This is a genomic window from Phycisphaeraceae bacterium (assembly GCA_040222855.1).
Taxonomy (GTDB): domain Bacteria; phylum Planctomycetota; class Phycisphaerae; order Phycisphaerales; family Phycisphaeraceae; genus Mucisphaera.
This window is the reverse complement of the sequence record JAVKCD010000019.1, coordinates 239102-265561: the sequence shown is the minus strand read 5'-3', so window position 1 is coordinate 265561 and position 26460 is coordinate 239102. Positions and strand designations below refer to the sequence as shown.

General features: G+C 62.5%; 16 protein-coding genes. 7 read left to right on the top strand and 9 right to left on the bottom strand.

The genetic code is table 11. From position 1 onward, the window contains the following. Positions 1-64 precede the first annotated feature (64 nt). The 7 genes from RIG82_06295 to RIG82_06265 all read left to right on the top strand — a co-directional run bounded on the left by RIG82_06295 (position 65) and on the right by RIG82_06265 (position 13611). A complete protein-coding gene (locus RIG82_06295) occupies positions 65-1414 on the top strand; it encodes a glucoamylase family protein (protein ID MEQ9460541.1) in 1350 nt (449 codons plus the stop codon). Between the two features lie 3 nt (positions 1415-1417). Next, a complete protein-coding gene (locus tag RIG82_06290) occupies positions 1418-4816 on the top strand; it encodes a hypothetical protein (GenBank protein ID MEQ9460540.1) in 3399 nt (1132 codons plus the stop codon). 249 nt (positions 4817-5065) lie between these two features. Continuing rightward, positions 5066-6226, top strand: a complete 1161-nt coding sequence (locus RIG82_06285; GenBank protein MEQ9460539.1) for a hypothetical protein — start codon at positions 5066-5068, stop codon at positions 6224-6226. A gap of 135 nt (positions 6227-6361) precedes the next feature. Further along, positions 6362-7132 carry a hypothetical protein gene (locus RIG82_06280; protein MEQ9460538.1) on the top strand — a complete coding sequence of 257 codons (771 nt, stop codon included), beginning with the start codon at positions 6362-6364 and terminating at the stop codon, positions 7130-7132. A 127-nt stretch (positions 7133-7259) separates the two neighbouring features. Continuing rightward, positions 7260-8081, top strand: a complete 822-nt coding sequence (locus tag RIG82_06275) for a prepilin-type N-terminal cleavage/methylation domain-containing protein (GenBank protein MEQ9460537.1) — start codon at positions 7260-7262, stop codon at positions 8079-8081. A 60-nt stretch (positions 8082-8141) separates the two neighbouring features. Further along, complete coding sequence (locus tag RIG82_06270) at positions 8142-10427, top strand: dockerin type I domain-containing protein (GenBank protein MEQ9460536.1); 2286 nt, start codon at positions 8142-8144, stop codon at positions 10425-10427. 34 nt (positions 10428-10461) lie between these two features. Next, positions 10462-13611 (top strand): discoidin domain-containing protein, encoded by a 3150-nt coding sequence (locus RIG82_06265; protein MEQ9460535.1) that lies wholly within the window; start codon positions 10462-10464, stop codon positions 13609-13611. A gap of 113 nt (positions 13612-13724) precedes the next feature. Here RIG82_06265 and RIG82_06260 read toward each other — a convergent pair whose 3' ends face one another. From RIG82_06260 to RIG82_06220, 9 genes are all read right to left on the bottom strand, one after another. After that, a complete protein-coding gene (locus RIG82_06260) occupies positions 13725-15566 on the bottom strand; it encodes a glycoside hydrolase family 30 beta sandwich domain-containing protein (GenBank protein ID MEQ9460534.1) in 1842 nt (613 codons plus the stop codon). A 29-nt stretch (positions 15567-15595) separates the two neighbouring features. Further along, a complete protein-coding gene (locus RIG82_06255; GenBank protein MEQ9460533.1) occupies positions 15596-17029 on the bottom strand; it encodes a hypothetical protein in 1434 nt (477 codons plus the stop codon). 92 nt (positions 17030-17121) lie between these two features. Further along, positions 17122-17727, bottom strand: coding sequence for a hypothetical protein (locus RIG82_06250; protein ID MEQ9460532.1), 606 nt, complete (start codon positions 17725-17727; stop codon positions 17122-17124). 84 nt (positions 17728-17811) lie between these two features. Continuing rightward, entirely contained in the window at positions 17812-20166 is a 2355-nt protein-coding gene (locus RIG82_06245; GenBank protein ID MEQ9460531.1) for a cellulase family glycosylhydrolase, read from the bottom strand. Positions 20167-20194: 28 nt separating this feature from the next. Continuing rightward, positions 20195-20941, bottom strand: a complete 747-nt coding sequence (locus RIG82_06240; protein ID MEQ9460530.1) for a prepilin-type N-terminal cleavage/methylation domain-containing protein — start codon at positions 20939-20941, stop codon at positions 20195-20197. Between the two features lie 53 nt (positions 20942-20994). Further along, entirely contained in the window at positions 20995-22062 is a 1068-nt protein-coding gene (locus RIG82_06235; GenBank protein ID MEQ9460529.1) for a LacI family DNA-binding transcriptional regulator, read from the bottom strand. A 185-nt stretch (positions 22063-22247) separates the two neighbouring features. Next, positions 22248-23612, bottom strand: coding sequence for a glycoside hydrolase family 30 protein (locus tag RIG82_06230; GenBank protein MEQ9460528.1), 1365 nt, complete (start codon positions 23610-23612; stop codon positions 22248-22250). 100 nt (positions 23613-23712) lie between these two features. Continuing rightward, entirely contained in the window at positions 23713-25710 is a 1998-nt protein-coding gene (locus RIG82_06225) for an alkaline phosphatase family protein (protein MEQ9460527.1), read from the bottom strand. Positions 25711-25801: 91 nt separating this feature from the next. After that, positions 25802-26434: a hypothetical protein gene (locus RIG82_06220; GenBank protein ID MEQ9460526.1), complete on the bottom strand. Its 633-nt coding sequence runs from the start codon at positions 26432-26434 to the stop codon at positions 25802-25804. Positions 26435-26460: the final 26 nt, after the last annotated feature.

Below are 26460 nucleotides of genomic sequence, written 5' to 3'. Positions count from 1 at the left end.
TCAACGCATCAACCAATCGCTCTGTCCATGTGTCTCTAGATGTAAGCGGTTTCTCCTTCTACAGATGAGGTTCACCTTGATCCGCAACGCCCTCTGCCTGCTCATGATCCTCACCCTCGCCGTCACCTCGGTGTCGGCCGTCGTTCAACCCACCATCGACCCCGCCGACGACGCCTTCCTCGAAGAACTCGGCCGCAGGAGCTTCGACTTCTTCTGGCGCACCGGCGACCCCGTCACCGGACTCGTCCCCGACCGCGCCATGGCCGACGGCTCCGCCGCCGGCGACGTCGCCAGCATCGCATCCGTCGGCTTCGGACTCACCGCCTACACCATCGCCGCCGAACGCGGTTGGGTCTCACACGACCAGGCCTACGACCGCACCCTCAACACGCTCCGCTATGTCCACGATGAACTCGAAAATGTCCACGGCTTCTACTACCACTTCATCAGCATGGAGACCGGCAAACGCGTCTGGGAGTGTGAGCTCTCCTCCATCGACACAGCCCTCCTCATCGCCGGCGTCCTCACCTCAAAGGCCTACTTTGCCGACACCGAAGCCGCCGAAATCGCCCAGAAAATCTACGACCGCGTCGAATGGCCCTGGATGCACGATGGCCAGGCCACCCTCAGCATGGGATGGAAACCCGAGTCCGGCTTCCTACCCCACCACTGGAAAGACTACAACGAACTAAAAATCCTCTACCTCCTGGGACTCGGCTCCAAAACACATCCCCTCGACGAACAAGCCTGGCACGCCTGGGAACGAAAATACGTCGTCACCTATGGCGGGCGAACCTTCCTCTCCTGCCCGCCCCTCTTCACCCACCAGTATTCACAAGCCTGGTACGACTTCCGCGACAAACGAGATGACTACGCCGACTACTGGCGCAACTCCATCCTCGCCACACTCGCCCAGCAACAAGCCGTCGTCGATCTCGCCGACCGCTTCCCCCTCTACAGCAAAACCATGTGGGGACTCACCGCCGCCGACGGACCCGACGGCTACCGCGTCGTCGGCGCCCCGCCCTACGACGGACCCATCGATGGCGTCATCGTCCCCTGCGCCCCCGCTGGCTCCATCCCCATGGCACCCGATGCCACCATCCCCGCCCTCCGCGAGATGAAAGATCGCTTCCCCAAATCCTGGACCACCTACGGCTTCGTCGATGCCTTCAACCCCCACACCGACTGGTACAACGAGCAGGTCATCGGCATCGACATCGGCATCACCCTCCTCATGGTCGAAAACCACCGCACCGGCTTCGTCTGGGAACTCTTCCAGCGCAACCCCGAAGTCCAACGCGGCATGGACCGAGCCGGCTTCCGACCACTCACCGAAGCCGAACGACAGCAGACCCAGAGCATCTCGATCTTCACCGACGAACCCATCCCCGCTGACATCCGCAAACCCTGATCCATGAAACCAGTCGCCGACATCCCGAACACCACCACGACCGAGCCAGTCCGCTCGCGGCGCACCCTGCGCTCCGAAGCCACCATGCCCCTACGCCGGATCGAGAACGCCGCCGGCCTGAGCATCACCTTCCAGCCCAACGGCGTCATCCACGCCATCGAACACGATGGCCTGCTCATCAATCAGATGCTCGCCGATCCGCTCCGCGGGGCCATCAGCCGACTCTACCTCCGCATCCACAAGCCCGATGGCATCCACGCCGTCCCACTCACCGGCCCCGCCTCCAACAGCTCCTTCGCCGTCGCCGAAGACCACGCCCGCTGGTCACTCCGCTCCCATGACCTCGACATCAACTGCACCCTCCACCTCCACCCCAACGACACCGCCTGGTGCTGGCGCATCGAAGCCAACACCAGCTCCACACCGCACACCTGCGACGTCATCCTCGTCCAGGACATCGCCCTCACCATGCGCGACGCCGTCCTCATCAACGAGGCCTACGCCAGCCAGTACCTCGACCACCAGATCCACAGCGACGCAAATCTCGGCCCCGTCCTCCTCACACGACAAAACCGGCCTCAGAAGGGTCGTCGCCACCCCTGGCTCGCACAAGCCTGCATCACCGGCGCCGTCGGATGCCTCACCGATACCCACCAGTTCTTTGGCCGCACCAGCCGTGCCACCGGACAACCCGAACGACTCAACGCCAACCTCATCGGCACCGCCGTCCGCCAGCACGAGTCCGCCTGCCTTGCCCAGCAAGCCGCTCCCGCCGAAGTCACCAACAACAACCCCGCCCAATGGCTCTTCGCCGCCAGCTTCTCTCCCGATCACCCTCAGATCTCATCCGAGGATGATCTCAATCTCCTGACCAACCTCAGTATTTGGGCTCAGCAAGCATCACCCAGGTCCCCCGTTTCAACCGCACGCATCGACCGCCATCGTCTCGACCAACTCTCGATCCTCCAGGCCCAGTCGATGACCGACAGTGAACTCGCCGACCACTTCCCCGGCCCCTGGCGACACGAAGAACACCACAACCAAACCCTCCTCTCCTTCTTCCATGACCACGATGCCCACGTCGTGACCCGTGCCAAGGAGATGCTCACCGAACGCCCCCACGGCCACATCCTCCGTGCCGCATCCAGCCTGATGCCCACACGCAAAGAGCTCTCCACCACCGTCTGGATGCACGGTGTCTTCGCCTCGCACCTCACAATCGGCAACACCGTCTTCCACAAACTCCTCCCCGTCGCACGCAGTCCACTCGACATCACCCGACGAGGCGGGCTACGCATCGCCATTCATACCGGCAACGAATGGCAACTCCTCGCCGTCCCCTCCGCCATGGAAATCCGTCGCCAGCAATCGCGCTGGATCTACAAGGCCCCGCAAACCATCCTCACCATCCGCACCTACGCCAACAACAACGGCCCCGACATCAACTGCGAGATCCAGGCCCAAGGCGAACCCGTCCGCCTGCTGCTCTTCGCAGACCCCATCCTCGGCAACATCGAAAACGAAAACACGATCCAACTCGATATCGATCCCGAAGCCGGCCAACTAGCACTCTCCCCCGCCACAACAACATCCGATCTCCGCCTCATCCTCCAGACTCAGGACCCATCGACCATCGACAACATAGGCGGAGACGAACTGCTCTTCGCCGATGGCCGCTCCAGAAATCTCCCCGTCGTCGCCATCACCACCAAACCTACGAACAACTTCGCCATCACCCTCAGCGCCGACCACAACGCAGCCGGTCACGACACCTCGAACAATCCCCAACACGATCTCTGGTCCACACTCGATGCCGACAGAACCCTCACCCACAGTGACCCCGCCATCACCCGACTCAACGATGCCCTCCCTTGGATGATCCACAACGCCGTCATCCACCTCGCCTCACCCCACGGACTCGAGCAGTACACAGGCGGAGCCTGGGGCGTCCGCGATGTCTGCCAGGGACCCGTCGAACTCCTCCTCGCACTCGGAAAAACCCACGAAGTCCGCGATATCCTCCTCCGCGTCTTCGCCCAGCAACAGCCCGATGGCGACTGGCCGCAGTGGTTCATGTTCGACGGCTACGAACACATCCGCACCGCCGACAGCCACGGCGACATCATCGTCTGGCCCCTCAAAGCACTCGCCGCATACCTCGAAGCCTCCGGCGACCATGCCATCCTCGACCAAACCCTCCCCTTCTACGGCGAAGACAACCAACCGCCTGCCACCATCCTCCAGCACATCAAACGAGCTCTCAGCAAGATCAACAATCAGACGGTCAATGGCACCGCTCTCGTCCGCTACGGTCACGGCGACTGGAACGACAGCCTCCAACCCGCACGACCCGAACTCCGCGATCACCTCGTCAGCACATGGACCTGCGAACTCCTCGCTCAGGCCGCCGCCGAACTCGCCGACACACTCCACCAGCTCCGCCCCGACCTCCCGCTCGCCGAAGAACTCGACACCCTCTCCAGCAACATCCGCCGCGACCTCGCCAAACACCTCAGGCCCTCAGGCGTCGTCGCCGGCCTCGGCTACGCTCACGAAAACCCCCTCCGCTTTGAGCCCATTCTTCACCCCGAAGACACCCGCACCGGACAACGCCTCAGCCTTATCGCCATGACCCGCGGGATTCTCAGCGGAGTCCTCAATCGCGAAGAAGCCCTCCACCACCTCGACCTCATCGAAGAACACCTCCTCGCGCCCGACGGCGCCCGCCTCATGGACTGCCCGCCCGATTACCACGGCGGCCTCGAACGATTCTTCCAACGCGCCGAGTCCGCCTCCGCTTTCAGCCGCGAAATCGGACTCATGTACGTCCACGCCCACCTCCGCTACGCCGAAGCCCTCGCTCGACTCGGTCGCGCTGACCAACTCCTCCACGCCCTCCTCCAGATCAACCCCATCGGCCTCAACCACACCGTCCCCAACGCCAACCCCAGGCAAGCCAACGCCTACTTCAGCAGCTCCGACGCCGATGTCGCCGACCGACACGAAGCCTCCAGACGCTACCCCGACATCATGGCCGGCAAAGTCCCCGTCCATGGCGGATGGCGAATCTACTCCAGCGGGCCCGGCATCTTCGTCAGCGTCGTCCTCCGCAGCCTCCTCGGCTGGAACCAAACCCACCAGGCCCTACTCCTCGACCCCGTCCTCCCAGACCGCCTCGACGGCCTCCAGCACACCTTCACAAGAAACAACCAACGCATCACCTGCACCTACCGCGTCGGCACCCAGGGCTACGGCCCACAAACCGTCCTCCTCAACGGCGAAAAAATCCCCAACCTCACCCGCCAGCCCCACCCCTACCGCCAAGGCGGCCTCCTCATCCCGTGGGATCGTCTCAAAACCTCCCCCGGCACCGCCCTCAAACTCGAGGTTCACCTCCCATGAGGGTTTTTCTTCCCACCGACTTACGCACGAAATGCTTGACACCCGCCAGCCATGAGGTACCATGTAAGCGTTTCCATAGTCTCAAGGAAGTGTCACCGACCAAAACAAACAAGGCGAGAATAGCCCGACTCTCCCCGTATTCCATGCCTCGTGTAAGCGCTTTCAAGGCCCGCCTCAACTCGTCTACAACCAACTGATTCTCTTCGAATCATGCATCAAAGAACACGTCACCCCAAGGAGCCCGGAGTTATGAGAATCGCCCACCCAACTCGCCTGCTGCTGCCCGCTGCCCTCATCGCCACCCTCGTGCCGATGACCGCACATGCAGCCATCAACGACATCAACAGCGTTGTCTTCCAGGAACGAATCTTCAACGACTACCAGGTCTCCACGCTCAACGTCACCGACAATGACCTCGCCGAGTTCGTCATCTTTGAAACCGACTTCATCCCAGACGATGTCGGCGGAAGCTTCACCAACCGACACGCCGCCTGGCTGTCAACCGATGATTCCACCCCCTACGCCTTCCAGACCGACGAAGCCTTCGACCTTTCCATCGACATCAAACTCGAAATCGGCTCTCTCAACCCGACCAAAGAAGTCGGCATCTATATGGAAACCTTCGTAGGCGGGCAAGGCCAGTTCATCATCAAGCCCAACGGCGAAATCGCCGCCTTCGGACAGTTCCCCTTCGTCAGCTCAACCGCCCTCGACGGGGACGGCCCAGAGTTCGGCGGACGAACCTACGTCACCGGCGAAACCATCAACCTCCGCATCATCTACACCCCAGGCGACGGCCCAGGCGGGTCAACACCCTCCACGATGGAGTATCTCGTCGATGGCGTCTCCAGCGGGCCCCGCGACTTCGGTAACCTCGAAAACGGAATCATCCCCAACTCGAACCTCGGTGCCTACGCCCAGTTCCCGCCAAACCTCGCAGCATTCCCCGCCGACTTCGGCCGCGGAACCTTCACCAACTGGCAGATCACCGGCGACGCCCCAGGCATCCCCGGCGACTTCAACGCCGACACCCTCGTCAACGCCGACGACATCGACCTCCTCACCGCGGCCATCCGCGCCGGTTCCACCGACACCCTCTACGACGTCGATGGCTCCACCACCGTGGACGCCGGCGACCTCGACGAACTCGTAGGCGTCCTCGTCGGAACTTTCTTCGGCGACGCCAACCTCGACTTCGAGGTCGATCTCATCGACCTCTCCGCACTCGCCTCCAACTTCGGCAACACCGCCGGATGGGCTGGCGGAAACTTCAACACCGACACCGTCGTCGATCTCATCGACCTCTCGCTGCTCGCCTCGAACTTCGGCTCGTCCGCCGCCATCCCCGAGCCCGCAGGACTCACACTCCTCGCCCTCGCAAGCGTCGCCGCTACCCGCCGCCGCGCCTGATCGTCGATAGAAATCATGCACAACAGCAACCCACCAGTCGCGTTCTCAACGGCCAACAAGCCGTATGTCCCAAACCGACGCGGCACACGCCACGCCGGATTCGCATCTCGTTTCACCAACCCCAGGAGGATCATCATGGAGAGAAAGATCATTCGTACCCTAGCAACCCTCGGAATCGCCCTCGCCTGCTCCGCACCCGCCTTCGCCGGTGCCGAACAGACCAACGGCATGAACATCCAGGAACGAGTCTTCAACGACTTCCCCGGAACGTCCCTCACCACCACCAATAACTTCCCATCCGTCGTCCAGTTCGCCGAATCCGGCTACACCGGCGCGGGCTTTGCCAACCGTCACGACGCCATGGCGTCAACCGACGGCGGAGCCACCGAAGCCCAGTTCGACCTCACCGATGGCTTCTCCATCAGCGCCAACGTCACCCTCGAAGTCGGCTCCGTCGCACCACGCAAAGAAGCCGGCATCCGTGTCAACTCCGGCATCTCAGGCGACGCCCTCTTCCTCATCAACTCCGACGCCGGCGAAATCGTCGCCTTCGGCGGAGGCGCACCCTTCTACATCTTCTCGGGCTCCTACACCCCCGGCGACACCATCTTCATGCAGATGAACTACACGCCCAGCGGGACCTTCGGCGTCCCCGGCAAGGTCGAGTACGTCATCGAACGCGGCGCCGGCCTCGAGTCCTCCGGTCTCCTCGACTGGGCCAACCTCGAAGGCGGACCCCTCCAGTACAACGTCGGCTTCTACGGCCAGTTCTCGCCCGATGGCCAGAACACCGCCGAGTTCGCCACCGCCACCTTCGCCGACATCCGCATCGTCCCCGAACCCGCCGCCGCCAGCCTCCTGGCCCTCGGTGCCCTCGCCCTGACCCGCCGCCGGGTCATCGCCTGATCCCTCTTGTCTACCACCCGGTGCACCCCTCAACGGGGGTGCACCGCCTTCCTCGATCCAGACACGGCAAACCCTCTCCCCGGCCCCGCGAGGCCGCGCCACGCCGCGTCACACACGGAGACCCGACATGGACGCCAACCCCTCAACGGCCCCAAACCCTCTGACCCCGATGCGGGGCGGGTTCACCCTCATCGAACTCCTCGTCGTCATCTCCATCATCGCCCTCCTCATCGGCATCCTCCTCCCCGCCCTCGGTGCCGCTCGACGCACCGCCGAAGACGTCAAGTGCCTCTCCGGACTCCGACAGATCGCCCTCGGTGCCCAGTTCTACGCCCATGACCACAAGGACTTCCTCCCAAGCGCAATCAAAATCACGCTCCCCAGCGGGTTCAGTCAGAACGTCAACATAGGGTTTGCATGGCAGGGCATCCAGATCCCCCTGATCATGCCCTATATCGGGACCTTCGAAGCCTTCAAATGCCCCTCGGCCGAACGATCCAGCACCGGTGGAGATCAGTTTGTCTCGCCCAATATCTTCTCAACCAACAACTATGGGTGGGGATGGTACGAGTCTAAAACTGACGAGAACGGTAAAATTGACCTAGTCAATGGTGAAGCACGTTTCACCGACTACAAGTACAACGACAACACCTATGTACCGACCGCTGGAGAGGGTGTACTGAACTTCAGAATCAGCGCACTGCCCCTTACTACCTGGACCGTCATCGCTATGGACCTCGATACGCCGTTACCTGCAGGGCCTGAAGCTGGCAAAGAAATCCTCCGCCACGGCAACGGCCAGGGACTCAACATGAGCTTCCTTGACGGCCACAGCGAATACAAAGCCGTCCGCGAATACAAGTCCTACCAAGGCAGCCCAACCCCCCTCGATCCCCTTGGTAACGGGCCTTGGTTCAACTGGGGTCACCCCTACGGCAACGTCAACTGACCTCTTTTCACGAACGAACCTCGCCTCCCCCCGACCCATCGTTCATGCTGTGAGAACCTGATGGCGTCATCAAGCCCCACCATCCCCATCGCACTTACCCTCCTCCTCGGAGTCGCTGCGCCCGCCGATGACCTCGCAATCGTCCCCTTCTGGGACGGCGAGACCGTTGAGCCCTTCATCAACCGCTTCGGCGGATCACCCCTCACCTTCAACACCTCCCTCGCACGATCCACCGCCGTCCGCACCTCCGGCCGCTACGGCTACCGCATCGCAACCTCCATCCCACAAAACGACATCGGCTTCGTCCAGCACCCCCTCGCCCCCTACGGACCCACCGGCGAGTTCGCCACCAGCCGCAGCCTCGCCGGTTACCAGTCCGTCGACTTCCAACTCCGCAACAGCACCGGCGACCCCTTCTCCCTCAACTTCGAAATCAAAGACTACCGCGACGGCGCCGGAGCCATCGCCTCCTACACCTCCGTCATCCCCGCCTCCGGCACCTGGCAGCAGGTCTCCATCCCCCTCGACCTCACCGCTCCCGGCTGGTCCCTCTCCGGCATCCAGCCCGGAACCGAAACCAACTACCTCGACCGCACCAAGTCCCTCGACCTCGTCATCCAGGCCAACCAGGGCACCGCCGTCAACGGCTCCGTCTACATCGACGACATGAGTCTCGTCGAACCCGGCGGGCCACTCGATGTCGCCACCACACCCACCCACACCCTCGCCGAACGACTCGCCAAACGACAGTGGGACGCCCTCTGGGGATCACGCAACCGCGTCAACGGCCTCATCCCCGTCCACTCCACCACCTCAGGACACGGCGCCATCAACGCCACCGCCGCCGTCGTCACCATGCTCCCCCGCGCCGTCGACAACGGCTGGGTCAACCCCGCCACCGCCGACCAGTACATCAACACCATCGTCAACTCCTTCAACACCATCATGGATTCCGCCGACCACGCCCCCGGCCGCTACTTCAACTGGACCACCCTCGCCAACGATCTCGTCCCCGAAGAAACCAACATCGACACCGCCTTCCTCTCCCTCGGCCTCCACCGCTTCGCCAACCGACCCGAAACCTCCACCACCCTCCGCGACGACATCAACACCCTCCAGAACCGATTCGACTGGGACGCCTTCTCCGACACCACCGGACCCACCCGTGGCTGGAGCCTCGCCTACAAAACTGACACCAACCAGATGACCCCGGGAACCTACGATTCCTACTCCGGCGAACCCTGGCTCATCTCACTCGCCGCCCACCTCTCCACCGACAACCACGTCCCCATCACCGAGCAATACCACTCCGCCATCTTCCGCACCAAAGACCACCTCGTTGATCCCGAAAACGAGCACCTCGTCTCCACCTTCTCGCAGTTCCGACCACCCTTCACCCAATGGCTCATGCCCCTCTTCGCCGACACCTCCGACCGCGGAAACGACACCTACCCCATCCCCTCCCTCGCCGGGAACCCGCAACGCAACGCCACCCTCTACCAGCAGGAAGTCGCCGCCTACTTCGCCTCCATCGGCAGACCCTTCTTCCTCCAGCCCGACGCCGGCGCCGACACCGATGGCTCCTCCTACGAACAGTACTCCCCCTACAACGACCAGGGCAGCCCCGAACTCTTCATGCCATGGTCCGCCGCATTCGCACTCTTAGGCGATGAAGCCGCCGCCGACGCCGCCATCCGACACCACCTCATCAATAACCTCGAAGGCCCCTTCGGACTCTCCGACGCTGCCCGCTGGACCACCGGTGCCAACACACCCTCCGAGGTCCGGGCCTTCCACGACCTCTGGAACACCGCGCTCTCCACCATGGCCCTCTTCGAATACCTCTACAACGACGCCGCCGCCTTCGCCGACCTCCCCGACATCGCCGCCGCCCTCGACAAAGTCTTCCTCCCCCTCGTCCCCGGCGACTTCAACCGCGATGGACTCGTCAACGCCGACGACATCGACCAACTCACCTCCCAACTCGGACTCCTCGTCGCCGACTCCGCCCTCATGTACGACCTCAACACCGACGGCGCCGTCACCGCTGCCGACTACGAAACCCTCGTCACCACCCTCGTCGACACCTCCCTCGGAAGCGCCACCGGAGCCCTCTTCGGCGATACCGACCTCTCCGGAACCGTCGACCTCATCGACCTCTCCATCCTCGCCACCAACTTCGACAGCACCGGCGGATGGGCCCAGGGCGACGTCAACACCGACGGCCTCATCGACCTCATCGACCTCTCATTCCTCGCCTCCAACTTCGGCCAGAGCATCACCATCCCCGAGCCCGCAGCCCTACCGCTGCTCGCCCTCCTGATGCTCCGCCGCCGCTCGCACTGACATCTCACGACATCAGCCACTCCGGAGACAACCCGTGCCAAGACCCCTCCCTCTCCGCCTCGCGCCTCTCCTCTCGCTCCTCCTCACCCTACCCACCCTCGCTACCACTCTCTTCGACGGTGCCGACCAACCCTGGTCCGCACACCCCGCCGACGGCGTCGAACAATCCCTCGCTTACGAAACCACCGCCACAGGCGACACCCGACTCCGAGTCGATGTCAACTTCGCCGCAGGCTCCGGCTACGCCGTCACCAGGATCCCCTTCGACCCGCCCCTCGAACTCCCCGGACACTTCACCCTCAGCTTCGACCTCGAAGGCGACATCCCACCCAACACCCTCGAAGTCAAACTCCTCGACACCTCCTACGAAAACGTCTGGTGGGTCAACCGTCGCAACATCAACTTCCCCACCACCTCCCAGACCATCCGACTCAAACGTCGCCACTTCTCCTTCGCATGGGGGCCCGCAGGCAGCGAGAAAATCCACGACCAACTCGGCGCAATAGAAATCGTCGTCACCGCCTCCACCGGCGGCAAAGGCACCATCTGGATCGACAACCTCAAACTCGAAGCCACACCACCACCCGCCACCGGACCCCTCAAACTCATCGCCTCCTCACGCACCGCTCTCACCCCCGAACGCCGCACACCCTCCGTCGTCGCCGACCCCACCCAACTCAACCTACTGACCACCCCAGGCGACCAGCACACCATCAACCTCGACCTCTCCGAACCCCGCGAGTTCTCCGCCATCCTCCTCAACTGGCACGACCAGCGATTCCCCACCCAGTACACCCTCGAAACCTCCCGCGACGCCAACACCTGGCAAACCCTCGCCACCACCGAACAAGGCAACGGCGAGACCGACGCCTTCCTCGCACCCGAGTCCGAAGCACGCCACCTCCGCATCACCACCAACGCCACCCACCGCGCCGCCGGTGTCAACCTCGCTGCCATCCAACTCCTCCCCGTCGAAGCCGCGCACCCCGCCAACACCCTGCTCAAAGCCTACGCCGCCAAACAGCCCCGCGGTCACTGGCCCATGACCCTCGAAAACCGCCAGGTCTTCTGGAACGTCGCCGGCAACCCCGCCAGCAACCACGAAGCCCTCATCAGCGAGCATGGCGTCATCGAACCCGACATCGGCTCCTTCACCCTCGAACCCTTCATCCACCGAAACAACAACCTCCTCACCTGGGCCGACGCCACCCACACCCAATCCCTCGCCCGCGATCACCTCCCCATCAGCACCGTCAAGCGCCACCACACCGACATGCAACTCGACATCACACCCCTCGCCGAAGTCATCGACGGCCAGGAACTCCTCCTCACCCGCTACCGCTGGCACAACCTCTCCAACCAGACCATCGACGCCACACTCGCCATCGCCATCCGACCCTTCCAGGTCCTCCCGCCCTGGCAGACCCTCAACCTCGATGGCGGACACAGCCCCATCCACACCATCGAAACCCGACCACAACAAAATACCCTCCTCATCAACCACACAACACCCGTCATCGCCATCAACGACCCCGACAAACTCGCCACCGCCAACCTCACCGCCGGCGACGCCTCCGAATGGATCGCCGCCGACACCTACCCTGCCAACACCGCCGCTCACGATGATCAAGGCTTCACCTCCGCCGCCATGACCTTCAAGAGATCACTCCTCCCCGATGCCCACACCGACATCATCATCGCCACACCCCTCGGCCCACCGACCCGCATGCCCGACGCCTCAGCCATCAAGCTCGCCCTCGCCGAACAACCCTTCGACAAACGACTCGAAGCCCACGCTGCCGCATGGCAAACCCTCCTCGGACCACCCATGTTCGAGGTGGCTCACCCCTCAGCCAAGCTCATTCTCGACAGCCTCAACGCCCAACTCGCCTACATCCTCATCAACATGGACGGCGTCCGAATCCAACCCGGCTCACGAACCTACCAACGCTCCTGGATCCGCGATGGCGCACTCACCGGCAAAGCCCTCATCAACATGGGCCAGGCCAACGCCGTCGCCGACTACTTCGCCTGGTACGCACCCTATCAGTACGACAACGGCAAAGTCCCCTGCGTCGTCGACCACCGCGGACCCGACCCCGTCGACGAACACGACTCCACCGGACAACTCATCTACCTCGCCAGACTCCTCCTCGAACACACCCACGATGAAGACTTCGCCCGCGAGCACTACCACCACATCCGCGCTGGCGTCGCCTACATGGAAAACCTCCGCAACCAGCGACTCACCCCCCAATACATCGGCACCGCATACGAAGGACTCGTCCCCGAATCCATCAGCCACGAAGGCTACTCCGAAAAACCCATGCACAGCTACTGGGACAACGTCTTCGTCGTCCGCGGATTCGACGACGCCGCAGCCATCGCCCGACAACTCGGCTTCCACGACGACGCCAATCACTTCCAGCAACTCGCCGATGACCACAAAGCCGCCCTCGTCCGCTCCATCGAGATGGCCGCCAAAGAGCAAGGCATCAACTTCATCCCCGGCTGCGTCGAACTCGGCGACTTCGACCCGCCCTCCACCGCCATCGCCATCTCCATCGGCGAACTCACCAAAGACCTCCCCCAACAACTCCTCGCCAACACCTTCGAGCGCTACTGGAACGACTTTGCCCTCCGCATCTCCGACGACCGCGATTGGTTCGACTACACCCCCTACGAACTCCGCGTCATCACCACCATGCTCCGCACCGGACACCGCCAACGCGCCCACGCCATGTTCGACTGGCTCGCACAGGACCAGCTCCCCGCCGGATGGCTCCACTGGGCCGAGATCGCCTACCGCGACGACCGCGCACCCCGCTTCATAGGCGACATGCCCCACACCTGGGTCGGCGCCGGCTTCGTCAACGCCGCCCGCGCCATCTTCGTCACCGAAGACGAACCCAACAACACCCTCCTCCTCGGACTCGGACTCAAACCCGAATGGCTCGACGCCCCAGGCGTCCGCGTCCACAACGCACCCACCCGCTACGGACACATCGCCTACAACCTCGTTCGCCAAGGCGACACCCTCCACTTCTCCGCCGCCGGCGACGCCACACCCCCCAACGGCTTCAAACTCATCCTCCCCGACCTCTCCGGCCACGGCGAACAAACCATCACCTTCCCGTCCCTCCCCCATCAAACCACCATCCCCATCGCTTCCCAACGCCGATAGATTACCGCAGCTACACCATCGCCGGGTGCCACATTGCACGCCATAGGCGTGCTATGTGCAACAACCCGATATCGCAGTGGCCACCAACAATCACCGTCGATAAAATCCTGCGCTTACGACGCGCGCCGCCGCCCCATCACCACCAACCCAACCAGCCACCCCGCCACCACCGGCTCCGGCACCGCCTGACCCACATACCCAAAGTTCGCCGCCAGCAACGACAAGTCCACCAGATTCACGATCCCATCACCCGAAAAATCCCCCTCCGCCCACGGACCAAACGTCTGGAAGTTCACCGCCAAGAGCGACAGATCAATCAAATCCACCCGCAAATCCAGATTCGCATCCCCACGACGCGTCCCCAATACATCTTCAATCAGCACATCCACATCCCCCTCGTCCGCCAACCCGCCATCTCCCTCCACATCAAACCGACCCTCCGCGCTCCCCAGCGATGCAAATAACTCATCAATATCCAGATCATCCACCACCCCATCCAGATTCACATCCCCCACGATCAGCCCCTCAAAAGGCGACCATGTCAGCGTCGTCACCGACCGCCGCGCCAGACTGTACGTAAACACCTGACCATCTCGCTCCACCACAAAACTCTTCGTCGACTGCGTCGGGTTCATCGCAATCAACACCTCCGACCCATCCGGATTCATAAACGCCACCGTCTCCAACTGACCCTCAAACGTCGTCGAATCAATCCGCACCGCACCCGGCTGCACAAACTTACTCGCGTGCGCCAACGAGTAATACTCAACCTCCCGCGTCACCTCACCCGTCTCCGAATCCACCGTCACCACACCCCGACAATCACTGCAACCCCCCAGATGCGGGCCATGATCCTCATCCAACGCCAGATTCCACATGATCACCGTCTTCGACCAGTTCCGCGTCGCCCCGATGATCAGATTGTCAAAGTTCCAGATCAGGTTGTTATTGAAGTTCGGCGCAAAATCACCCCCCGAGATCTCCGTGAAGTAAATCCCCTTGTCCGGCCGAAACCCCTGCAACAACGACTGATTCTCCACCACCCCCGCATAACCGTGAAACGCCGCACCGACAATAAACGGGTCCGCCTCCGGATCATTCATCACCACCAACGGGTAGTTCCACTCATCCCAGTTGTGGTCATAAGCCAATATCCCCGTCTCGATCCCACTCCCAGCCAGCATCGGACCCAAATGATCCCCGATAAAAGTGCTCTGCTGAAACGTACTCATCAACATCGTCGGATAACTACTGTTGCTATGCAGCGGCTCGTTCTGAACCGTCAGCGTATCGATCTCCAACCCATGCGCCCCATACGCCTCAATAAACTTCTTGAAGTACAACGCATAAGCGCCGAAATACTGCGACCGCAGCGAACCCCCATACAGCGACTGATTGTTCTTCATCCACGCCGGCGCCGACCAAGGCGACGCCATCAGTTGCAACCCCGGATTCAAAGCCTCCGCCTGCTGCAACAACGGAATCCGATCCACCTCATCCGCCGCAATCGAAAACGACCCCAGCGTCACATCACTCTGACCCACCGGCAGATCGTGATACGTGTAATGACTCGTCGAAAAATCCGATGCCCCCATCGGCAGCCTCAAATAACTCAGCCCAATCCCGTCCACCGGCGAAAACAAATCCGTCATCAACGCATCCCGCGCTGACGAACTCATCCGCTGATTCAAAATGATCGACGACGCATCCGTCATCGCCGCACCAAACCCCTCCATCGTCTGATACGTCACCCCAGGATCGACCACCACCGTCAACGGCGCCGACCCACTTGCACCAAAAAACACCGGCGTCTGCTCCGCCAGCAACAACGACTGGTCACCACGCGTTACCCAACTCCGCACCGGGCCGATCGCCAGCGCATCACCAGGCAACAAGATGGCCCCGAGCGCTAACGCCCGGAGCCACAAGGAGGAGGTAGGGTCAAACAAACCCATATGAACGTCTCACTTACTGAAGAATAATCTCAGACTCGACGCCGCAGCGCCAACGCTCCCACACCCAGCAGCACCGCCGCCGCTGGCTCCGGTACCGCCCGAGCCGAACCAAAATTCGTCGCCAGCAGCGACAGATCGACCAGGTTCACCAGCCCATCACCCGAAAAATCACCGCCCGCCCAGCCAGCAGCCCCATCAAAGCCGCTCGCCAGCGCCGACAGATCAATCAGGTCCACCATCCCATCGAGATTCGCATCCCCATAGAACGTGTCCAGCACGCCCAGCACCAACGCGTCCACATCCGAGCTGTCCGCACTCCCGCCATTCTCCGCCACATCAAACACCGTGGCCGCCGATCCGAGATTGGCAAACAGGAAATCGATGTCGTCCGCATCAATAGTCCCGTCCTCGTTCGTATCACCCAGCAGGAATCCCAGCGCCTCGGTCAGGCTCGTCTCGAAAACAAACGCCGCCGCCTGTGACTGGCCCGCATAACCAAAGTTCACGTTGTTGAAATACACCACAGGCCGCACAAACGCCGTGCCCGCCACCGCCGTGCCCGTCATATCAAAACTCAGCCCATCGCCCGTGATCGACGTATCGGCCTCAACAATCGTCTCACCCAGCTTGATGCCGTCATCCGCATCGTAGTACTCAAGACCGAAAAACAGGTCCGCGTCCCAGTTGTCCTCGATACGAACATCCGCCAACTCAAACCGATACTCCGTCCCCGCCTCACCCTCAATCTTCGACTGCCACGCAAACCCTTCATTACCAACAAAATCGCCGAACAAACTCAGGTGCGCATTCCCGCCAAAAAAGTCGTTGTAACCCGTGTTGCCAAACTGGCTCCACGCATGACCCACCGGCCCGCCATCACCACCGAACCCCGGGTTCCGCAGCAACTCACCCCCAGCCCCAGGCGTCTCCGACAGATAAGTATCAAACACAAACGTATTCGCCTGCGACTGACCCGCATAACCGAAGTTCACGTTGTCAAAACGAACAATCGGCCGCACAAACGATGTCCCCGGGACCGCCGTCCCCGACACGCTGAAAAAGTTACCGTCCACCGCAGCCAAAGACGACGTGTCAACAATCTCCACCGACTCACCCAGCTTCGTCGTGTCGTCCGCCCCGTAATACTCCAGACCCACGATCAGGTCCGCGTCCCAGCTACTCTCCACCCGCGTGTCCAGCAGCTCAAACGTGTACGACGCCCCCGCCATACCCGGGATGCCCAGCTGAAAAGCAGCACCCTCATTGCCCACGAAGTCCGCGTACAGACTGATGTGCACGTTCGCGCCAAAGAAGCTGTTGAAATCCGCCGCGCCAAACACACCCCACCCATCACCCGCTGGCGGGCCATCCAGCGTCGGGTTCACGAGCAAGTTCGTCCGCGCCAAAGCAGGCGAAGCAAGCCCGGCAGCAAGCAGAGCAACGGTAAGCAGGCGTCCAGTCATCTCGAAATCCTCCAGGCAAGCCGGTAAGCAGATCAAAAAACAGTCAAAAAACGATCGGGACGCGCTAACGCCCCGATCGCATCAGATCATCATCACGCCATCCGCGTCCGACGCAGCATCAGACCAGCCATCACCACCAACGCACTCAGAGCCGTAGGCGTAGGCACCACCGTCAGCGACGAATCAAACACAAACACATTCGCCTGCCCCTGACCGGCATACCCAGGATTGACGTTGTCAAACAACACGATCGGCCGCACGAACACCGTGCCCGGCACAGCCGTACCCGTCATCGAAAAACTCAGCCCATCACCCGTCGTTGACGTGTCAATCGACACGATCGTCTCGCCCAGCTTGCTGCTGTCCGCACCGTCGTAATACTCAAGGCCGAACCGAAGACTCGCGTCAAAGCTCGACTCGATCCGCACGTCCAGCAACTCAAACAGATACTCCGTGCCCTCGCTGCCGGCAATCCCCGTCTGGAACACGCCACCAAAGTTCCCGGCGTTGTCCGCAAACAGACTCGCGTGACCATTGGGACCGAAGAAACTATGAAATCCCGCCGCGCCAAACGAACCCCAACCATCGCCCACAGGCGGGCCGTCAAACGTCGGGTTCGTCAACAACTCCTGGCCCGACGCCGGCATCGCCAGCGCCGCACCCAACACCATCGCCGTTCCAACTGTCGTCTTCATCATGATCCGTTCCTCCCTTTCAAGAGTGACTCGTGCCGAATGGCATCCTTAAAACAAGACAGGGTTCTCCTCCTGGATGAACCATAGTCACCAGCCACGCGCCGGCGACCAAACAAGCTCCGGATTCTCAAAAATCAGCCGCGCCCCCGGTGCCCCCGCAACGCCCGTCACGCCGTCCACCACCACCAGCGCGCGCACAGTGTCGCGTCGTTGAGGCCCCGTTAACCACGTTTGATTGACGACCGCGGCCGCTTTCAGGTCCGAAACCGCGTAGTTCCGACTCGAAATCCGCAGCAATCGACCCTCCTCACCCACCGACTCCAGCCGCAACTCGACCGTCCCCTCACCCGTCAAACCCTCCAGCCCTCGCAACCCCATCCGTAAAGTCACCACACCCTCACCCAGACCCGACACATCCCGGAACATCCCCGCACCACCCCCATCAGGACGGTAAACTAAAGAATCAGAATCACTTAAAAACTCAAAACCCTCACCCCAAGACCCCCACGAACCCGATCCCAGGTCAACCCGTTCCCCAGCCGGCGCCCCCGACCCCAGCTCATCGCCAAACCGCGCCCGCAAGGCCGCCCGACCCGCCTCCGCGTTCGACGACACCGCCACCCCAATCCGCGCATCCGCCGCAAATCCTTCCCCATCAACCACTTGCCACGCACCCCACCCCGTCTCGGGATACCCCACCCGCCAGCTCACCCGCTCCCCATCCCGCCGAACCGCCAGACCCACCGGCATCCCCCCAAAACCAACCACTTGCTCCCGCGTCGGACCGCCATCACGATCCCGCTGCGCCAGCAACACCCTGCCATCACGGAAGATATGCACCAGCACATGCGCCGCGTCCACCCCCTCCGACCCCCGTAGCATCACCCCCGCCTTCCCGTAACGCCCCGGCGAATCAAACCCCTCCACCACCACCGACACCTCATCCAGCCCCGCCACAGGACGACTCAGATACGCAAACGCATCCGAACCGCCCCAGATGTCCTGACCCAAAGCGTGAACAGTAAAAGACTTACCCTCGCCATCGACGCCAAGACCTGCCTTCGCCCCATTCCCCACCGCCGTCATCGACCACCCCGCAGGCGCTGCGTCCGACGGCCAGGCCGCCTCCGCCACAGCCTCTCGATTCCCATCGTCATACGCCGCAACCAACGGCTCAGCAACAAGATACGGGTCCACCGCCAGCCGCTGACGCCCAAGTTGCTCAAACGCCTCGTCCAGTTCCACCGCCGTCGCGGTCGCAGGATCAGGCAGCCGGAAGGGCTCAGCGTTCGTCAGCAGACACCAGTCACTCGCCCCTAAACCACCCTCAGGATTGATCTTACGCAGCGACCACACCGTCGCGTGCCAGCCCAACTCGGCAAACACATCGAAATGACGCCGCAGCATCGCCGGACGATCCACCTCCGCAAACACTGGGTTGAACTCACCCACCAGCACCGGCACACGAACCCGTGCCACAGCCGCCGCCAACGCCGGCATCTCCTTCTCTAAAAACTGCTGATGCGTCGCCAGCGTCGGCTCGCCATTCCCAAAAAGCCCCGGATACGTGTGGATCGTGTAGCCCGTGTTCGTCCACCCCCGCTCCCGCGGGTCGCCATAAAACAGCACCCCGTTAAGCAGCCCCGGCGCATAGATCACCGTCTCCGGGTCCACCTCTCGCACCGCATCATGCAACCTGTTGACCAGCCTGACGATATCCTCACGCAGGTCCTGCTGAAAATCCCCCCACGGCTCATTCACCAGGTCATACCCCACCACCGAAGCCCGCCCCGCGTAACGCTCCGCCACCGCCCGCCAGAGCGCCACCATCTGCCGCTGCGCTACCTCATCCGTCCACAACGCGTTCTCACCCACCCGACCCGACGGCATGTCATGGCTCTGCCCGCCCGGTGCCCCGTGCAGGTCCAGAATCACATACAAACCCTGATCCTCACAGAGCTTAATCGCGTGGTCCAGCCACCGGAACGCATCCTCCCGCATCCCGTAGGGACGCTCGTAATCCAGCACCAAACTGTAATGGAACGGCAGCCTGACAACATTGAACCCAAACGCCTTGGCCTGAGCTAACTCCCTCTCCGTAATCCAGTTAGCACGATACGTATCCAGCAACGACTCCGCCGCCACCGCCCCGAACCGCGACTCAAGCGTCATCAGAATGTCGTGCTGATCCCGGTACGCCGACGAATCCAGCCCCAGCATCCAAGGCTCCAGCAAAAACCAGTTCCCCAGATTCACCCCCCGCAAAATCATCCCCCGCCCCCGCTCATCCACAAACCGCGCCGTCGCATCGTCATACCGCAGCGGCATAACCCCCGATCCCACCTGCGCGCACACCCCACCCGCCAACGACGACACCATCACCACCCCCGCAACAAGCGTCGCAGGCACCAGCGTGGTCAATATGGAGCTCGTCGTGCTCATGATCCGCATCAGTCTCCCTGGAGTGACCTCAGTTGCTCGGCGGGTACGGCCAACCATCCGTCAGGAACGGATTGACCTGTTCCGCGAATGCCTTGCCAAGATCACTCTGCTCCAAATACGCCTCGCTCGCGACGCCGCTGACGTGCCCATCGAGATAGCCCACATTGATGCCCGCCCCGCCTTGAGCGTGGGCATGATCCTCCGCTGGCCAATCCGGCCACACCACGTCGTACTGAATCACCGCCTCAGAGGCGGAAGTGGGTGTCGAAAGATTCGAACTGACAAGAACCTGATTGATCAGCGAAGGCCACCAATAGGCGCTGAAAGTGTTGTAGCGGTAGTGAGTATGCCGCTGCGGTTCGAGTTCACGAAGCCACTCACGGCTCGCCCCGCCGTCAATCGACGGGCAAACAAAAATCTCCGAAAAATCATCCTGAGCATCCGACCCGCCGACATAGGGCGTCAGCAGATTCTGCTGGTATACATCCACCGTCTCGGTCACACCCGAAATCGAGGTTTCCTTGCCGTTAATGCTTGCCGGATAGTTCTTGGCCAGAGGCAGTTGATCGTTATTGTCAGTCGCAAACGAAACAATCGCCAGAACCTGCTGACGGAGATTCGAGGCGCAAGACGCATTTCGCGCCGTGTTCCGCGCCGCACCCAGCGCTGGCAGCAGGATGCCGATCAGCAGCGCGATGATCGAGATGACGACCAGCAGTTCGATGAGCGTGAACGCCGTGGGGCGTGGGACTCTGGTTGTGGTGACGGGCAGCATGGGGTGCTCCGATCCTGATGATGAAAAGCGAGTCAAAGCGATTCAGACCGACTTTATGCATGGTTTTCGATGCGATGGCCGTTGGGGGACATCCGCAGCGCCCGCGCTGGCGGGGCCGCGGTGGATTTGTTGATCTCCAGCACAGCGTCCAGCTCAAGGTGCAGTCGGGCGTCGGATTCGGTCGAGCTGGTGGTCCCGGACAGCGCCCGGCACAGCCACCGCGCCGCCTGATAGCCGATCTCCGCGGCGTCCTGGCACACCGCGGTATAGACCGGGTGCGTCATCCGCCGCAGGTCCTCGTCGTCCACCCCAATGATCGAAAGGTCCTCGGGAACACTCAGCCCAAGCTCCACCGCTCGACGCAGCGCCCCGACGGTGGCGGGGGGGTCGGTGAAGAAAATCGCCGTAGGCGGGTCCGGCATCGCCAGGAACCGGCTCAGCGCCGCCCCACCCCCGTCAACATCAGCGCGGATGGCGATGCGCATCTGTTCTTCCGGCCCGAACCCCGCGTCGGTCATCGCGGCCTCGTATGCGTCGATGCGGTCGCGGTGATCGGTGTCCACCAGAACGTGATGGCACAGCGCGATCCGCCGGTGCCCGAGGTGAAGCAGATGCTCGATCGCCTGCCGCGTCGGCGCGTAAGAGTTGCAGCAGACGTAGTTGACCGACTTGTCCTCAAACCGATCCGCGATGACCACCGATGGCATCCCGGTCTCGGCGATCTCGCGCACAAACTCGCGCGAGTGCCAGTCGTTGCGCACCAAGAGCCCGTCGAGGTGCAGCCGCGTCGCCAGGCTGTCGAGGGACTCGTTCTCGCGCCGCTGGCGCGGGTCGAACACCGACACCGCGTACCCCGCCGCCGCCGCCGCCCGGGCCACGCCCGACCAGATGATCGCGTCGTACCCCGAGAACATCGGCCCCGACGTCTCATTCACAAACATCAGCCCCACGGTCCCCGTGCGCGTCCGCGTCCTCCGGCTGGCGACGTACCCGATCCGCTTGGCCTCATCGATCACCCGCCGCTTGAGCTTGTCACTGACCTCCGGCGCGTTATTCAGCGACCGCGACACCGTCGCCGGCGAAACGCCAAGGGAACTCGCGATGTCGCGGACAGTGGCCATGAGTGATCCAAACGGGAAACGGTACGAAACAAAATCAGAAACAAGCTGGAACCAGATGAAATAATGACATCACAATCGCTGATGTCAATGTAAAACAAGATAAACTTGGCCATGAAACAAACATTTTTGTTTCATGGCCAGCCCGGTTATTTGTCAGGATGGAGAGGTTGGAAGGCTCTGGGCGTTTAGCTGGCTGGTGTGGTGAGCGTCTGGATGCCGTGGGCGGGGACTGAGCCAGCAGCGAAGCGGCCATCGAGTTCCAAGCGGTAGCTCAGGGCGTATTCGCCGGTGTTGAGGATGACGACGGCCAGGGAGCCGTCGGGGTTCTCGACGGCAGTGGCGGGGAGGTCGGCGTGGCTGGGGTTGCAGCCGATGCGGGTCGCGCCGGGCTGGATGAAGCGGGCGAAGTGGCCCAGGTAGTGGTAGGAGCTCTGGAGCTTCATGACGCCGGTGGGGCGGTCGTAGAGGATGGGGGCGGAGCAAAGGTTGTTGACGTGATTCGGGCCGCCGGTCTCGTCGAGGAGGAGGTTCCAGTCGATCCAGCCCTCGGTCCAGCGGTTGAGGTCGTTGATGATGGAGCGGGCGTAGCGTTCGCCGGTGGCCCAGGAGCCGTCGTGGGGTCCGCCTTCCTGGCAGCCTTCGGTGAAGATCAGGTGCTTGTCGGGGTAGGCGTCGTGGGTGCGGGTGAGGTTCTCGAAGAAGTCTCCGCAGTACCAATGGAAGCCGGCGCCCCAGGTGTAGTGGCTGGCTTGCGGGTCGTCGTAGACAACCGAGGCGCGGTCGAAGAGTCGGTCGCGGTTGTGGTCCCAGATGATGATCTTGATGTCGCCAAGGCCGGCTTTTTCGAGGGTCGGTCCGAGGTGATCGCGGACGAAGTCGCGTTCGTCTTCGGCGGTGTAGATGCAGGATTCCCAGGTTTGCTCGGCGTCGGGCTCGTTCTGGACGGTGACGCCCCAGATGTCGATGCCTTCATCGCGCATGGCGTTGATGTAGCGGACGTAGTAGTCGGCCCAGGTCTGGCGGTGTTCGGGGAGGAGTTTTCCGCCTCGGACCATGCGGCCGGTGGTTTTCATCCACGGAGGCGGGCTCCAGGGTGAGGCGAGGAAGCTGATGGGGCGGTCGCTGGCGGCGATGGCGTCGTGGATGAAGGGAAGAAGGGTTTGCCGGTCGGCGTCGAGGGAGAAGGAGTTGAGGGAGGTGTCGCCATCATCGACGTAGGTGTAGTGGCCGCGGGAGAAGTCGCAGGCATGGATGTGGGTTCGGCAGAGGGTGTAGCCGTGGCCTTCGGTCGAGGAAAAATAATGCTTGAGAAAGGCTTCGCGGTTGTCGGGTGTCATCAACTGGTAGTTGATGGCGGAGGCTTCGGTGAGTGCCCCGCCAAAGCCGATGATCGGTTGGAACCGCTGGCTTGGGTCGATGGAGATATCGATCAAGGCCTCGGGGCGTTGGGTTTGAAAGGGGCGTTGGCTGGCGGGGGCAATCGGGTCTTTGGTATCTCGGGCGGTCTCAAAGACGCTGAGCGTATGGGTGGTGGTGGGTGTGGTGGTCATGCCGCGATGATAGTGGCTGGTGGCGAGGGAGTCTGTGGTTCCCCTGGGTGTTCGGCGATGGATCAGCGATGGCTCGGGATGATCAGAAAGCTCGATCAGATCAGCTTCTGGCCGATCGGGACTGGGCGATCTTGGCCTCCGTGGTGAGCCTTTCTTGCTCGGAGACCTTCTCTGGCTGATTCAGTTGTTCGTAGACCTTGGCAGCGTGCTGATGGGCGGCAACAAAACCGTGTGAGCGGAGCAGGCAGGCCTCGACGGCTTCGGCGGCGCGCTCCGGGTCGCCGACGGCGAACAGGGCTTTACTCAGTCGGAGGTGGGCGCGGGCGAGCCCGAAGGCGAGGCCAACGGCTTCGAGAGCCGCTTCGAGTGCTTCTGCAGGGCGATCCAGGCGAAGGAGTGTTTCGGCCAGACCGTCCCAGGCGGTGGCGTCCTCGGGCATCAGCTCAACGACCAGGCGATAGAGTGTCTCAGCACGGTCGAGTTGATCGAGCAGAAGGTGAAGGCCAGCGAGGCGATTCAGCAGGGCGGCATCGTCGGGTTGTGCTGACAAGGCGGCTTCGTAGTGCTTTAGGGCTAGTGGCTTGTCGGCTTCGCGCAGGGCGATCGCGCCAAGGAGTAGTTCACGTCTTGCGGTGGCGTCGGGGTCATTGGCCATCGCATCGAGTTCTGTTCTGCAGCCCTTGAGGTCACCTAACAAGAGTCGTGATTGGGCGATGGCGCTGCGGATCCCGGGGTCGTCGCGGAAAGACTGAGGAAGTCTTTCCATGACCGCGAGTGCCTCGGCGGTGTCGCCGGAGCTGAGCATGGAGCGTGCAAGTGTCAGATCATTGTGAGCCCGGGTGTCGCGGACGGTTGTTTCGGTGTCCTCGGAGGGTGCCTCTACATAGCCAAGGTCGATGAGTTGCTGGAGTGCTGCGCGGGCAGATTCTGAATCTTCTTCAATATCGGCTGGGTGCCGGCCATCGGGGGTGGTTGGGTTCTCCCAGGTGAGGATGCGTTCCGTCTTCGGGGCTTGGGTCATCGCTTCGGCCCAGGCGCGTCCGGGCATGTCCAGGCCGATCGGCAGGCCCAGCAGGCTGAGGATCGTTGGTGTCACGTCGAGGAGGGTCGGACCCATGAGCCGCCCCCCGGATTGGATGCCCGATCCCGTGATGGTGGCGATGCCCAAGGGCCGGTGCCAGTCAACAGGCCCTGCTTTCTCGGGGTCCGGCCGACGCTGGTCATCGAGGTAGCCATGGTCGCTGATGAGGATGACGGCGGTGTCCTCACCAGCGAGGGTCAGCAGGGTCTGGAGCATCATGTCGTGAAAGCGGTAGACGCCGGTCATGACGTGCTGGTAGGCATGGAAGTCGTCGTCGCTGACGTGGTCCATTCGGGGTGGGTGGAACTCCATGAACTCGTGGGCGAAGCGATCAATGCCTTCGTAGTAGACCGCCATCAGGTCCCAGTCATCCTGCTGAATGAGGTGGGTGGCGATGGTATGGATCGAGGCGGTCTGTGCCAGCAGCGTGCGGAGCTTGCCGATGCGGTTGCCCTCTCGCCGGGCGTCACGCGCGGCATCAGGCACGAAAGGCAGGATTGCTTCGGCGGTGATCTCAGCGGGGTGAACTCTGAGCTGCTTGAGTTCCTCGGCGCGTTCAGGGGGGTGGATCGAACCGGGCGGGGCTGGCCAGGCTTTGTCGGGCGGGCCGACGGGCAGCTCGAACTGGTTAGAGACCATCGTCCCGAGGATCGGTTCGGCGGGGTGAGAGGCGTACCAGCCGACGACGTGGGATCGCTTGCCGCGTTGCGTGAGCATGTTCCAGATGGCCTGGCACTGACGGGAGACGCTGGAGACCGGGCGGATGCCCGAGCCATCGGGTATGGGTTCGGTGAACCCGCAGATGCCGTGGTGGCGCGCGGTCTTGCCGGTGGCGATGGAGGTCCAGAGCATCGGCGAGAGCATGGGCTGGAGGGTGGCCATCTTGCCCCATGCCCCACGAGCGCGGAGGTTGGCGAGCGTGGGCATCTGCCCTTGCTCGATCAGCGGATCGGCGAAGCGCCAGTCGGCGGCGTCCCAGCCGATCAGCAGGACGCGGCGGGGTTTGTCGTGGGTCATGTCAGGGTCATCGGCAGGGTTGAGCGACAAACGACAACGGCCCCGGGGGAAGCCGGGGCCGTGTCAGAAAAGCAAGGGTTATCGAGCCTGATCAGGCCGTGCGGCGACCTCGGTAGCCAGCCAGACCCAAGGCACCGGCGGCGAGCAGGCCAAGGGCACCGGGCTCGGGGATGGCACCGGCGGCGATGCCAGCGCCCGGGGTGCTCTCGTAGGCCCAGTCGTTGATGACGAAGGTGCCTGCGGCATTGTCGATCGTTACGCGGATCCAGCCGAAGTGGCTTGTGGCGTTGATCGGGAACTCGAGGCCGATGTAAGCGCTGGTGGCGTTGTCGAACTCCGAGTTGGGGTTGTTGGCATAGGCCAGCGAGACGGCGAAGGGACCGCCTGCGGTGGCGGCTGCGTCGATCGGGTCGCCTGCCGAGAGGGCGCTGGCGTAAGCGAGACCGGAGAAGAAGCCGACGACCTTGCCGGGGAAGAAGTTGACGGTGGCTCCCTGGTAGTTCCCGCCGAAGACGTAGTTCTTGAGCAGGATGTCGTTGTAGGCGTCGCCGTCGAGGTTGAGGTCCTGCGAGCTGGACTGGCTGATGGCGATGTCCTGGACGCCGGAGTAGACGATCTGAGCGTCGGCGCTCTGACCGGCAAGGCCAAGAGCCGAGGCACCAGCGGCGAGGGAATAGGTCATCAGGCGGTTCTGCAGGGCGTGATCGCTGTCACGATGGGACATGGTCGGTTTCTCCTCTTCGAAGGGGT

Excerpts from the sequence above, each read along its gene's own strand:
- RIG82_06225 (MEQ9460527.1), bottom strand. The coding sequence starts at position 25,710 with ATGACCCACGACAAACCCCGCCGCGTCCTGCTGATCGGCTGGGACGCC.
- RIG82_06255 (MEQ9460533.1), bottom strand. The coding sequence starts at position 17,029 with ATGACTGGACGCCTGCTTACCGTTGCTCTGCTTGCTGCCGGGCTTGCT.
- RIG82_06260 (MEQ9460534.1), bottom strand. The coding sequence starts at position 15,566 with ATGGGTTTGTTTGACCCTACCTCCTCCTTGTGGCTCCGGGCGTTAGCG.
- RIG82_06230 (MEQ9460528.1), bottom strand. The coding sequence starts at position 23,612 with ATGACCACCACACCCACCACCACCCATACGCTCAGCGTCTTTGAGACC.
- RIG82_06235 (MEQ9460529.1), bottom strand. The coding sequence starts at position 22,062 with ATGGCCACTGTCCGCGACATCGCGAGTTCCCTTGGCGTTTCGCCGGCG.
- RIG82_06250 (MEQ9460532.1), bottom strand. The coding sequence starts at position 17,727 with ATGATGAAGACGACAGTTGGAACGGCGATGGTGTTGGGTGCGGCGCTG.
- RIG82_06275 (MEQ9460537.1), top strand. The coding sequence starts at position 7,260 with ATGGACGCCAACCCCTCAACGGCCCCAAACCCTCTGACCCCGATGCGG.
- RIG82_06280 (MEQ9460538.1), top strand. The coding sequence starts at position 6,362 with ATGGAGAGAAAGATCATTCGTACCCTAGCAACCCTCGGAATCGCCCTC.
- RIG82_06290 (MEQ9460540.1), top strand. The coding sequence starts at position 1,418 with ATGAAACCAGTCGCCGACATCCCGAACACCACCACGACCGAGCCAGTC.
- RIG82_06295 (MEQ9460541.1), top strand. The coding sequence starts at position 65 with ATGAGGTTCACCTTGATCCGCAACGCCCTCTGCCTGCTCATGATCCTC.
- RIG82_06240 (MEQ9460530.1), bottom strand. The coding sequence starts at position 20,941 with ATGCTGCCCGTCACCACAACCAGAGTCCCACGCCCCACGGCGTTCACG.
- RIG82_06245 (MEQ9460531.1), bottom strand. The coding sequence starts at position 20,166 with ATGAGCACGACGAGCTCCATATTGACCACGCTGGTGCCTGCGACGCTT.
- RIG82_06270 (MEQ9460536.1), top strand. The coding sequence starts at position 8,142 with ATGGCGTCATCAAGCCCCACCATCCCCATCGCACTTACCCTCCTCCTC.
- RIG82_06285 (MEQ9460539.1), top strand. The coding sequence starts at position 5,066 with ATGAGAATCGCCCACCCAACTCGCCTGCTGCTGCCCGCTGCCCTCATC.
- RIG82_06220 (MEQ9460526.1), bottom strand. The coding sequence starts at position 26,434 with ATGTCCCATCGTGACAGCGATCACGCCCTGCAGAACCGCCTGATGACC.